9 protein-coding genes are annotated in these 12,579 nt (G+C 54.8%); 4 read left to right on the top strand and 5 right to left on the bottom strand.

Translation table 11 applies throughout. The features are described from left to right. Window positions 1–261 precede the first annotated feature (261 nt). Both SH467x_RS00130 and SH467x_RS00125 read right to left on the bottom strand, forming a co-directional pair. Window positions 262–549: a hypothetical protein gene (locus tag SH467x_RS00130; protein WP_482369289.1), complete on the bottom strand. Its 288-nt coding sequence runs from the start codon at window positions 547–549 to the stop codon at window positions 262–264. A gap of 728 nt (window positions 550–1,277) precedes the next feature. Next, a complete protein-coding gene (locus tag SH467x_RS00125; protein WP_482369288.1) occupies window positions 1,278–1,901 on the bottom strand; it encodes a hypothetical protein in 624 nt (207 codons plus the stop codon). A gap of 61 nt (window positions 1,902–1,962) precedes the next feature. Here SH467x_RS00125 and SH467x_RS00120 point away from each other — a divergent pair, with 61 nt between their 5' ends. Next, complete coding sequence (locus SH467x_RS00120; RefSeq protein WP_482369287.1) at window positions 1,963–2,403, top strand: hypothetical protein; 441 nt, start codon at window positions 1,963–1,965, stop codon at window positions 2,401–2,403. 13 nt (window positions 2,404–2,416) lie between these two features. On the opposite strand, the gene ispH is transcribed toward SH467x_RS00120, so the two are convergent. Continuing rightward, on the bottom strand, window positions 2,417–3,364 hold the full coding sequence (gene ispH / locus SH467x_RS00115; protein WP_482369286.1) for a 4-hydroxy-3-methylbut-2-enyl diphosphate reductase: 948 nt from the start codon (window positions 3,362–3,364) through the stop codon (window positions 2,417–2,419). Window positions 3,365–3,417: 53 nt separating this feature from the next. Here ispH and hpnC point away from each other — a divergent pair, with 53 nt between their 5' ends. Both hpnC and hpnE read left to right on the top strand, forming a co-directional pair. After that, window positions 3,418–4,527 (top strand): squalene synthase HpnC, encoded by a 1,110-nt coding sequence (gene hpnC / locus SH467x_RS00110; RefSeq protein ID WP_482369285.1) that lies wholly within the window; start codon window positions 3,418–3,420, stop codon window positions 4,525–4,527. A gap of 20 nt (window positions 4,528–4,547) precedes the next feature. Further along, entirely contained in the window at window positions 4,548–6,989 is a 2,442-nt protein-coding gene (hpnE, locus tag SH467x_RS00105) for a hydroxysqualene dehydroxylase HpnE (protein ID WP_482369284.1), read from the top strand. Between the two features lie 400 nt (window positions 6,990–7,389). Here hpnE and SH467x_RS00100 read toward each other — a convergent pair whose 3' ends face one another. Next, window positions 7,390–9,630: a bifunctional SulP family inorganic anion transporter/carbonic anhydrase gene (locus SH467x_RS00100; RefSeq protein ID WP_482369283.1), complete on the bottom strand. Its 2,241-nt coding sequence runs from the start codon at window positions 9,628–9,630 to the stop codon at window positions 7,390–7,392. 168 nt (window positions 9,631–9,798) lie between these two features. Continuing rightward, window positions 9,799–11,019 carry an FtsX-like permease family protein gene (locus SH467x_RS00095; protein ID WP_482369282.1) on the bottom strand — a complete coding sequence of 407 codons (1,221 nt, stop codon included), beginning with the start codon at window positions 11,017–11,019 and terminating at the stop codon, window positions 9,799–9,801. A gap of 99 nt (window positions 11,020–11,118) precedes the next feature. On the opposite strand from SH467x_RS00095, the gene argH reads away from it, so the two are divergent. After that, entirely contained in the window at window positions 11,119–12,495 is a 1,377-nt protein-coding gene (gene argH / locus SH467x_RS00090; protein WP_482369281.1) for an argininosuccinate lyase, read from the top strand. The last annotated feature ends 84 nt before the right edge of the window (window positions 12,496–12,579 follow it).

The following is a 12,579-nucleotide window of genomic DNA, read 5'->3' as shown; positions in this document are numbered from 1 at the left end:
TTTTCGTACTTCAAAAAAAGTGGCTATGCCGCGGGCTGCTGAGGGAAAATCGGGTCGGTTGCGTTGAATACGATCCAACTCTAGCAGCTGTAGGTCCTTTGCAGGTCAGAGGGATTCAAGACAAACAGGAGCCGCAGGAATTCCTCTGCGATATCGAAGAGGGCAATAAAAAACCTTCGATGCTTTGGCAGCGATCGAAGGTCGATGAAATCGTCGGTTATCCGCAGGTTAAATCTCCTTGGCGGAGATTGATCGCAACACTTACTCGGTCACAGTCTCTTTGATTTTTTGGAGAAAGTGATCGCCGGCTGTTTTGCTAAGCTCTTTGCAGTGCTTCTCTGCTTTTTTCAAATCGTCGTAATCGAAAACAGCGACCCGCTTGAGGTTTTGATTGAAAACACCCCAGTAAAGCTTGATGCGAGGTTCGACAGCGGCTTTGCGAGTACGCTTTGGCTTGACCACTGGCGTTTCCACTGCTTCTGCAGTTCCGGTTTGGTCGACTTCCGTGGCGGCCTTCTTCTTGCGGGGGGTTTTAGCAACGGTTGCCATGAATCTATGAACTCCAATAAATCGAAGAAAGCAAGGTGCTCTGGACAGAAAAGCGCGTCATTCTGACACGCACCCAAGATGGGTTTCCTGGTGGGAATAAAATGCCAGCAATCGCCGGCCGTCCTTCGCAGAGCTCCATTATAGGCCATCACCCTTTTTCCCCCAACCGTTTGGAATGGAAATTCCGATCTGCGCCTGTTTTTTTCCGCGTGGTCGTCACGGACAAGCGGAAATCGTCGTGTTTCGGCATGGTGGCACGGGGGGCAGAACCGCTGCAATCGGCGACATCCCCCCAGCATGCAATCTTTCGCTAGCCGTTACAAACGGCAATTTCGCTCAACTCCAGGGCATTCCTCGCCCGATAGAGATACGGAGGGATGGGAACCGTACCGATCCCCCTTGTTCAGCGTTTTGCATATCGAGGTGAAAATGAAGTCCATGCGAAGCAACGGAGCCCGAGGTCGTTCGAACCGACGTCTTCTGCGTTGGATAGTGGGAGCCGCCTGCTTGGGGGCCATGGCTGCCGAGGGGGTATATGCACAACTGCCGCCGGCACTTCCATCCACGGCACTTCCGCCGGCAGCACCCTCGTTGGGGCTTCCGGGGCCATACCCTCTCCCAGCGTCCTCGCCTCTCCCAAACGTGGGAACGGTTTCGAGTCTGCCGAATACCCCGTCTCCGCTAGTAAGAATTCCGACCGATCAGGCTAGTCCGTCGAAGGGGGCGGTTCAAGTTCGATTGGGGACGAACTCGGTGGAGTCCTCCGAGCCCTCCAGAATGCCCTCGCTTTCGGAAGGCAAATTGCCAACGTCAACCGTCTCGATTGCTGTCGATCCGATGCAATTTCGATCGGAAACGGCTCGCCCAACCGGTTCGTCCGCTTCATCAACCAACGCGTCTGAGCCTGCCACAAAGGGGCCCGTCAAGTTCAGTCTGGGGGATGAGGGGGTAGTCGATTTGGGCGTGCAAAGATCGCTCCAGCCGCCGACACTCGTGCAGCGCGCACCGGAACTGGTTCGTCCCAAGAAGTACTCGGTGTCCCAAGTCGTAACGGTTGCCGCGGACGCCGACTTGAGCGTAGAGCCCACCAAAACGACAGCTGCCCAAACCGCGTCGTTGGAGGTAAGTGGACCTGCCGCTCCAGCCTTGCCGACCTTTATTCCAGCTCCTGCACCGCCAGCCCCGGCAGCAATGACACCGGCTGCTTTGCCTTCAGCTGTTATGACCTTGGCAGCTCCGGCACCCGAAGCTGTGACACGTACAGCAATGGCGCCGGCAGCAATGGCGCCGGCAGCGAGTGCGCCATCCCTGCCGATGGCAAACCGAGCAGCGCCTGCTCCCAATCGAATCACTCAAGCTCCGTCGCCTACAGCATCTCAAGTCGCAGTCGCTCCCCTGCCGCCCACGAACGGGATGCCGGTGGAGAGGACCTACGATATCGAAGTGCTCGGGACCTATTCTCTCGATCCTGCGGCTCCGGTTGCAAGCGTGGTCGCTCGCGATCCAGAAACATGTAGTGTCTTTCACAACGGTCGCATGATCACCGTCGTAGGAAACAAGGTCGGCTCGACTGCCATCGAGATACGAGGTACTGACCAGAGCGTTCGGACCGTCGGGGTGAAGGTGTTACCTACCGGCCGCCTACATGCCGCGCCATCCACTGAATTGGATAAGGTAAAGGGAATGATCGGGCAGCATTTCCCGACGGCCAATCTCGGATTCGTGCAGGAACCTGAGGGAGCGATCGTCGTGAAAGGAACCGTTAGCTCGGAAGCCGATGCTCGCAAGATTCTGGAACTCGTCCGCAAGCTCTGCTTGGTTCCGATCAAGGATCAGATCAAGGTGACTTACTGATCGACTGCAATGCCTAAGCGGTCGTGGTGGGGCTTTGAAGGGATCGGAGCGCTCTTGGTAGCGGAAAGACGACCTCTTCTTTCTGGACGATTTGTTCCTCGATCGATGCGTCGAAGTGCGATTGGAGCCAAGCGATCGTTTCCTGAACGACTTGCTCGGGAGCGCTCGCACCTGCGGTGATCAAAACCGTTTCATTTCCTTGAAACCACCCGCGGTCCAAATCCCCGGGGCCATCGACCAGATGGGATGCTTTGCCCGATTCGGCGGCGAGTTCCCGCAGGCGTTGCGAATTGCTGCTGTTTTGGCTGCCTAGAACGACAACAATATCGGCTTGCTGGCCCAGCACACGCACGGCTTCCTGCCGATTCTGGGTTGCATAGCAAATGTCTTCCTTGGGAGGCCCGACAATCCAGGGGAATCGCTCTTTCAATCGTTGAATGATCCGCGTGGCATCGTCGACGCTAAGCGTGGTCTGAGTGAGATAGGCCAGTTTTGTCGTGGGGGTGAACTCTAATCGGTCGACATCGGCGATGTCCTCCACCAACAGGATCGCCTCTGGAGCCTCTCCCATCGTCCCGATCACTTCGTCGTGACCATCGTGTCCGATCAAGATGATCGTGTAGTGTTCCTTCGCGAACTTGATCGCTTCCAAATGGACCTTGGTAACGAGCGGGCAAGTCGCATCGATAGCCAGCAGTTGCCTCTCCTTCGCCTCGGTGCGGATTGCCGGTGAGACGCCGTGGGCCGAAAAGAGAACGGTCGAACCCGAAGGAATCTCCGATAAAGAATTCACGAAGATCGCCCCCCGGTCCTTGAACGTGTGGACGACGAACTGATTGTGAACGATCTCGTGGTACACATAGATCGGTGGACCGAAGTGCTGCAAAGCCAACTCCAAGCTTTTCACAGCCATGTTGACCCCTGCACAAAAACCACGAGGAGCTGCGAGAATAATCTTCATAAATGTTCCGTTGGCTGGGCATCCGAATATTGCTTTCCTACTATCATACCGGCATGGCACCTCCTCCCCAAGATCTTATCCCTACCGAGAGCAAATCGCAGTTGAACCGTCCCATGACCGTCCTCCAGACAGATTCCAAGACGGAGAATTCCATCGGGGCTGGAGACAGGTCTGCTCGGCAAGGTTCCAAGCTGGTTCGACAGGACCTGGAGCGTTTTGGTCCGCACATCTTCCCTGTGCAAAGCATCCTGCCGGTGGACGTCTCAACCAGGGACTTTTGTTCTCCTTGCACTCTCGAGGAGGCGCATTCTTACTGCCGCCATTTGGCCGGATCGCACTACGAGAACTTCTCGGTCGTCAGCCGATTGCTTCCCAAGTCGCTTCGACAAGATGTCGCCAACATCTATGCGTATTGCCGTTGGACGGATGACTTGGCCGATGAAATGGACTCTCCTCAGCAATCACAATTCCTGCTCGACTGGTGGGGGGGATTGTTGGATGATTGTTTTCGGGGCGCTGCGTATCATCCTGTCTATGTCGCGCTTCGCGCGACGATCGATCACCATGGACTTGCCCGCAAGCCCTTTGAGGATTTGATTCAGGCGTTTGTTCAAGACCAGACTCAAACCCGCTACGAATCGGACGAAGAACTGGAGCGCTACTGCGCCGGAAGCGCCAACCCCGTTGGTCGACTCATCCTGGCCTTGGCCAATGTGCGAGATCCGGAATCGGAGCGAGCGAGCGATTCGATTTGTACGGGGCTGCAATTGGCAAATTTCTGCCAGGATATGCGCATCGATGCATTGCGAGGCCGTATTTACTTTCCGAGGGAACGATGGGCAAAAGACGGCTTAACGGAGCAAGACATTCTCTCTGGAAGTGGTTCGGCACGCTTGCGAACAGCCGTTCAAGACTGGTGTTATTTTGCCGAAAGCAAACTGCTGGCAGGGCTACCCCTGGTGAAACGAGTTCCCTTTTGGCTTGCCCGAAATGTGCAGCTTTTTGTTCGGGGCGGACTCAGTATCCTGCACGCGATCGAAGACGCACACTTTGACGTTTGGAGTCGAGAGATTGAAGTGCGGCGATCGACCAAGATAGGGTTGCTACTCCGAGGTTGGCTGCAGCCGAGATCCACATCCGTGAAACGATTGCGAGGGGCGTAAGCTCAATCTGGATGGATACGTTGGATCAGTCTTATCGTGCTTGCTATGACATCTCACGTCGGAGCCATTCCAATTTCTATCGCTCCTTTCACTTGCTTTCCGCAGTGCGTCGGAAAGCCATGTATGCACTGTATGCCTTTGCGAGGTTGGCGGATGATTGGTCGGATAACCCGGACGCATTAGCATCGGAATCGAGGGCCTCCGCATCGAGTATCGAAGATTGGCGTCAGTGGGTTCGAGAGCTTTATCTCGTCGGCGACCCATCGTCGTTGGTAACCATCGAAGCATTGTCAGCGATACGACCAGCGCTCGCCGATACGGTTCAATCCTTTGGGATCCCCAGGGAAGCGTTGGAGCAATTGCTCGATGGAATCGAATACGATCGACGGCCACCGGTCCGGATCAATACTTGGTCCAACCTTGTTCGCTACTGCCGGTCGGTCGCAAGCAGTGTCGGCCAGGGGTGTTTGGCAATCTGGTTAGACGAACCGATGGAGAACGTCTCCCCCCAGGCGAAGACGGCTGCCGACGCGTGCGGGCTCGCGTTTCAGCTCACGAATGTTCTTCGAGACATCGTCGAAGATAGTCAACGCGATCGTTGTTACCTCGCGGCGGACGATTTAGCTCGATTTGGATTGACCAGTGAAGATTGGATTTCGGAGTGCCGTCGTCGGTTCTCGGCCATCGCCGACAAAAATCAACTTCCTGGGCCGGATGAGATCGATCCCTATCGGACCATCGTTGACCTCTATCTGCAGCGTGCCCTTGGTTACTACGACATTGCGTGGGGGTTGCTTCCGCACCTTTCGTTGGAGGGGAGACGCATGTTCTCCTTGATGTGGTCGACCTATTACTCTCTCATCACAACCATCGCAGCAAATCCCAACATTGTCTTTGAGGGGCGCGTTCGGGTGCCGCGCTCCACCAAATTTGTTTTGCTCGCAAAGCACCTTTGGACACCGCTCTACCACCGACATACCATTCGGATTTCCAAGGAGCAGCGATTCGACGGAAAAGCGTTTGCCTCTCTGGCTCCCGATCGGGCGGTGTCGCAAGTGGACCACACCCGATGCCTCACGGATGCGCAAGTAGCGATCATCGGCGGCGGGCTTGCTGGGTGCAACGCGGCGCTTCATTTGGCTCGACAAGGGGCAAAGGTCACTCTCTTTGAGTCGAGAATGCGATTAGGGGGGAGAGTTGGTTCTTTTCTCGATAAAGTTTCGGGGCAGCAGATCGATTACTGCCAACACGTTGGGATGAAGTGCTGCAGCGCTTTGCGTCGTTGGATTCAGTTGACGCAGCAGCAGGATGCTTGGACAGAGCAAAGCTCGCTTCATTTTGTATCGAGTCGTGGCAAGCCACTCACGATTCGCGCTTGGCCACTCCCCGCTCCATTCCATTTGTCGGGGTTGCTGCTTCGCTGGCCCGATCTTGGCCTGCGCGATCGATGTATGATTTCATGGGCACTGGTGAAGTTGTTGCTGCGTTCATCCAACGAGACCGACGACCGAGAACCAGCCTTGCCATGGCTCATTCGTTCCGGCCAGACGGAACGCGCGATCAAGAATTTTTGGGAAACGATCCTGGTCAGCGCACTGGGAGAGCAAGTCGACAGGGTCAGTTTAGGCGCCACACGCAAAGTCTTGATCGATGGTTTTGCATCCACGCGGGATGCGTTCCATCTACTGGTTCCCAATGAACCATTGGCATGGCTCGTCGACGAGCGAATGCGACGTTCGCTGCAGTCGTATGGTGTAAAGATATGTGACCAAACTTCGGTGCAGAGGCTTGCTCGTGATTCGAATGGGCAGTGGAAGTTGGACGCCAAAGAGTCTATCTCGGAATCCTTCGATGGGGTTGTGATCGCGGTTCCATGGCATCGACTGCAGGCATTGTTACCAGAGAACATCGGGGCCAATGGCAATCTCTCGTCCATCGAGTCGTCCCCCATCACGGGTATTCACACGTGGTGGGATAGGGCTTGGTTAGATACTCCCCACGCCGTTCTGATCAATAAAATGTGTCAATGGATTTTTCCCGGGCCTGACGTCCAAGGGAAGAACGAAGACGCCAAGACCGAAGGGGGAGCATTGGGGGCGTCCGAAGCGTACTACCAAGTCGTGATCAGCGCTTCGCGTCAATTGCCTCGAGGGGATTCATCGCAGGTATTAGAATTGGTCCGCGAGGAGATCCAGTCGCTGTTCCCTGCGGCGCGCCAGGCGAAGCTTCTGCGTGGGAAGGTGGTTACCGATCCTAATGCCGTGTTCAGCGTTTCTCCTGAGATCGCCGACACGCGATGGCCCAGCGATCGCTACGGACAACAAGCGATTTTTTTGGCAGGTGATTGGACCGATACCGGGTGGCCCGCGACGATGGAGGGGGCTCTCCGTTCCGGGGTGCGCGCTGCGGAAGAGTTTTCGCTTCGCTGGGGAGTTCCCATCAAGATCGAGAGCGATTTGTAAGACTGACTATCGGTAGCCACTTCCGGATGACCAATCTGACACCGATCTCCAAAAACTGGGAATCGAATCGGTAACGCGCACACCCTTCAGCGCCGCAGGCATCTCCAGCAAAAAATGTTCAACTTGCGATCTCAAATCAAATTCCGACGGCTCTCTAGCCCCTAGCCTTTCCGATCAGCTCGATTGCACGAGGTGAGCCTCAGAGAAACTCTTGCCGCACCATCAACTTGCCTAATAGCGCCGAGTTCTCGAACGCAATTTTCTAGAATGTTCTGCAGCGCTGAAGGGATAAACCTCCAACCTTGGAGGTAGATTCTTTAGCGTGCACGCATTCGTGTACGCCTAGCGGCTAACTGTTAAACGAAGAGAACGCATGAGGGGTTTCTTGTTCTGTTCGTCACTAGGCTTGATGGGCTTGAGATTCGTCAATGAATTGAACTTCCCCGGAGGCGATGTCATAGATGGCGCCGACGAGTTGAATCTGTCCGGAATGGATGAGTTCACGTAGCCGATTGCTACCTTCTTCAATCAATCGCATGCTATGGAGAACGTTTTCTCGAGTCACTTCGACCAGGAAATCATCCTTTTCCTTTTGGCTCATCATGTTGAGGCGGAGGCACTTTGGTACATCGACGGACTTTTGAATCTCGCGGACGAGAATATCAAGGTTTTCGCAGCCCGTAACTTCGAATGCCGATTTGCGCTCCGAAACAAACTTGATCGTCGAGTTGACCGCACCGCACTGAGTGTGTCCTAATACGACGATCAACTTGGCACCTGCAACGGCGCATGCATACTCGATGCTGCCGATCACTTTCTCGCGAACCACGTTGCCTGCGATTCGAACCGTAAAGATATCGCCAATCCCAAGGTCGAAAATGATTTCCGCTGGAGATCGTGAGTCGATGCAACTGAGGATCACGGCCAAAGGGTGTTGGCCTTGCGAGGATCCTGCGAGCTGCAGCCCCAAATCACGCGTGAGACGATTTCCAGATCGAAATCGTTCATTGCCCGCTTTGAGAACATCGAGCACTTCGCTGGGAGCCAATCGCTTCTGCAATTCCAGCGTTGTGATTTGAGGGAAATTGATTTGGTTTTCCAGCCCGAATTTGCTGCGAAATCCTTTGGTGCTGACGGTGACTCCGCGAACGGCCGCCGTGGTATCACGGAAGTCGCGAATGAGAGCGATGATGTCCGGATCGATGTACTCGGTTCCGGTCGCGTTGATCAAAACATGGGTTCCCTCTTCCGCGTGGTACAGCACATCCTCCAGGGCCGCGCGATTGAGGAAGCTTACTTGGCTGGCCAGTTGAATGTGCAGGACATTTCCCTCCGTTTGCTTTTCCAATACACGTCGAACGGGACTGCTCAAACTGCTGTAGAGAATAAACGCCAGACTGATGGTCAGTCCGATGCCAATACCGACGAGCAAATCGCTGAAGACAATAGCGAGCAATGTCACAAAGAATGGGATCGCTTGGTAGCGTCCCTCTTTTAGCATCTGGGAAAAGAGCTTCCAATTGGCAAGCTTAAAGCCGGTCACGATCAAGATCGCAGCCAAGCAAGCCAGCGGGATTCGGTTCAACAACGTCGGAATGGCGATGACTGCCAACGCAATCAGCACCCCGTGCACAATTGCCGAAACCTTGGTCCGGGCTCCAGCGTTCAAATTGACGGAGCTTCGCACGACAACAGAGGTCACCGGGATTCCACCTACGAGTCCGCATAGAATATTCCCGACCCCCTGCGCAAAGAGTTCACGGTTCGGCGGGGAGCGACGCTTCCTCGGGTCCAGTTTGTCGACGGCTTCGAGATTCAAAAGCGTTTCTAGCGACGCCACGATCGCAATGGTCACACCGGCCAGATAAACACTGGAATTGAGAATCTGTGACCAATCAGGCGTTCGAAAGAAGCTGCGAAAGGCAGCCCAGTCCGATGCGATGGGGACATCGACTAAGTGACTTTGGTCGATCGCAAACTTCCCTCCTACCGATCGCAATACTTCGGCGAGAGCAAGCCCCAGGAGGACAACCATCAACGAAGATGGAACCAAACTCTTTTTCAATTTGGGAATGCGATCCCAAACGATGAGGAACACGAGCGAGATCAGCCCGACGATCAAGGCTCCGTCATGGAAGTCGCCGCTAAAGAGTTTGAAGATCTCGGTGAATGTGTTTTCGTGATCCTTTTGGACGAACGCAAAGTCCCCTTCGGGATCGTCGTCATGTCCGAGCAAGTGCGGGATCTGTTTCAGAATCAGAATGACGCCGATCGCCGCCAACAACCCCTTGATCACGGCCGATGGGAAAAAGGCTGATAAGGCTCCAGCCTTGAGAATTCCCAAAACGATTTGGACAATCCCAGCGACAATAACCGCCAAAAGAAATGTTTCGAGTGAGCCAAGCTCTTGGATCTGCGCGGCGACCAAGGTGGAGAGCCCGGCTGCAGGGCCGCTAACACTCGTTTGCGATTTGCTAAGACACCCGACGACCACCCCGCCGATAATACCTGAAATGATTCCAGAGATAAGTGGTGCACCCGAGGCAAATGCGATCCCTAAACAGAGAGGCAAGGCAACGAAGAAAACAACTAAGCCTGCAATCAAATCCTGACGGATGGTGGTCCAGAACTTCATAGGCATTGTTCACTTGGGAGGAGAGCGCGTGAGAACCAAGAACGCAGCCTACAGCATTCGATCCTTGTATTGGTCCGGAAAGTGCCCTTCAAAGGATTTTTTTCGATTGAATCCAGGAAGCGGTACTCGGAGCGTCAACGGCAGTTGTCGATGGATAGGGATGGAAAGTTGGCACTAAAAAAGAGAGGCTGGATCGGCCCGCCACAGTTTTCGCATTGCAAGCACTCCGGAAAAGGAGCACATCAGCAGCGCGAGAACAAGAACGCCTCCCATCCTCGTCCAAGTCATAAAGGTGGGGATACCCGAAAGGGCGACGGTGAGCTGATACAGTAACAAACTAATGATTGTGGAAACGAGATATCCGCCGAAGGCTAACATCCAAGCTTGTTGAAGCACGATGCCTGAAACGTACCACTCCGAGTAGCCCATCGCTTTCATCGTGGCGAATTCTGAAATTCGTGAGGCGACATCGGTTGCCAAAACCATATAGACGATCGCGGCTCCGATAATGAACGAGATGAGGACACCCATCGTGAAGATCATCCCGATTGGGGTTTCGTTAAGCCACCGGCTCCGTTCCCATTCCATCTGCTCCTCCATCGAGAGGATCTGGACCGACTGCGACGCGTTGGGGTCACGATTCGACAACCAGCTTGTAAGCTCCTTTGCCGCGGCGCTCGGTTCGATACCCGTCTTCAGGTGGATCAAGCCGAGAGAGACCCGTTGACGCGTGTCGAATGGAGCGCGGCGGCTAAAAGCAACATCGCTAACGAGCACGGCCCCGTTCGTTGCCAGTCCTGTCCCCAGTCGAAAGGTTCCTGCGATTCGAGTGGCCCGACCTCCAAGCTCTGCTCGGAGATCAAGATCCTTCTCTCCAAACGCTTTGCAATCCTGTGGGCCATATTCGGCTCGCGTTGCTTGATCGACCAGCATGGCATCGGGATCCTTTAGGGCGTCCAATTGGGCAACGGCATCCTCCACTTCGAGAACAGGGCGATCGACCTCCATCCCCATCATTCCCACAGTGCGAAAGGAACCGTCCGGCGGGGCGTTCACACACGCGGCGTTGCGAGGTGGGTTTTGCCATTTTTGCAACATGATGAAAAACGGGTCGATGCGATCGACGAGCGGATGCGATGCGAGCGTTTTCAACCAATGGCGATCGATCGTTCGAGGCTCATAGAGATGAACGTAGTCGAAGGATCGAACGACAACCTCCCCGCTCAGCTTTCCATAGACGATGGTCGCGGTGTTTCCTACCGCCCCGCGGAACCCAAGCTGCATGAAGATCAGCAGCAAGGCGAAACTCACGCCGCCCAAGCTCACCGCGGCTCGAGCCGGGTGCGACAAAAGATTGAGGAGGGCAACGGGCGTTCGCCGAAAAACTGAGCTCACCAAGGAAAGTTCGCCTTGCAGAAACACCGGTTCGGGGTTGGAATTGGAACCTCGATGATAACCCATCTCAACGATGCTTCACAACATAGGAATATCGCATTGACCTCCTTATCTCGCAGCGGCGTATTCGCAGGCAGTATGGACGATCGCTTGGCGCGTTTCAGCGAAAGCATCAGTTTTGATCACCGCCTCTACAAACAAGACATTCGCGGATCGATCGCGCATGCGCAAATGCTTTGCAAGCAGGGGATCTTGACCGAATCCGAGTTTCAATCGATCCGCTCGGAATTGACGGCGATCGGCGAGATGTTGGATCGTGGCGAAATGCCCTTTCGCATCGAGTTAGAAGACATTCATATGCATATCGAACAGGCGTTGATCGATCGATTGGGGGATATTGGCCGAAAGCTGCACACGGCCCGATCGCGGAACGACCAAGTGGCGACAGATCTAAGGCTCTGGGTACGCGATCAACTGGAACGAGTCGATGAACTCCTGTCGGAGCTCCAAAAGTCCTTTCTTTCGCGTTGCGAGCGAGATGCGGGCGTCGTTATCCCCTCGTACACCCATATGCAACGAGCTCAGCCAGTACTCGCTCCGCATTACTGGTTGGCATATATCGAAAAACTCCAACGCGATCGCGGCCGGGTCTCCGATTGCCGTGCTCGAGTCAACCATTGCCCTCTAGGTGGGGCCGCTGTGGCTGGGACCAGCATCCCTATCGATCGGGAATATTCCGCGAAACTGTTGGGTTTCGATGCCGTTGCTGCGAACAGTATCGATATCAGCAGCGATCGTGATTTCGCGGTCGAATCGGTCTTCGTCCTCACCTTGATCGCCGAACACTTGAGCGGTTGGGCGGAGGAATGGATTCTTTGGTCGACGACGGAGTTCAATTTCATCAAGCTGCCTCAGAAATTCTGTACCGGTAGCTCGATCATGCCTCAGAAAGTCAATCCCGATACGCTCGAACTTACACGTGGAAAAGCGGCCCGAGTGATCGGGGCATTGCAGACGCTCTTGGTTTTGATCAAAGGACTACCTTTGGCCTACAACCGAGACCTTCAAGAGGACAAGCCGCCGTTGTTCGATGCGTTCGATACCGTCATCGCCATGCTTGAGCTCGCTATCCCGATTGTTGCCGAATCGGAACTCAACGTTGCATCAATTCGCTCGCGCCTAGACGAAGGGTTCCTTGACGCGACCGCACTCATGGAGGCCTGTATGCTTCGGGGCTTGGCCCAACGGACCGCGCACCATCGGGTTGGGGCATTGGTCGCCTTGGCAAAGGAACGTGGAGTGAAACTAGCGGACTTGAGCGACGAAGATTTCCGCTCGGTCGATCCCAATTTGGATGGATCGATTCGAAGCGTCTTGGGGGTCGATGGTGCCGTCGCTTCGTATCGCTCGTACGGATCCAGCAACCCGGTTGAAATTGCCAAGCAAATTGCACGTTGGAACATGCAGCTCCGCTGAGCTGGCAACCGGTCGTTCGCGCATTCCAGGCGGTGGGATGCGCTCGGCAGCTTTTTGATCGGCAGTTTTTTGATCTGCTATTCC

The sequence above is a fragment of the Brakhagea slesvicensis genome (assembly GCF_052161625.1).
GTDB lineage: Bacteria > Planctomycetota > Planctomycetia > Pirellulales > Pirellulaceae > JBKCUI01.
Note: the sequence above shows the minus strand (reverse complement) of the source record. Positions and strands in the feature narration are given on the sequence as shown.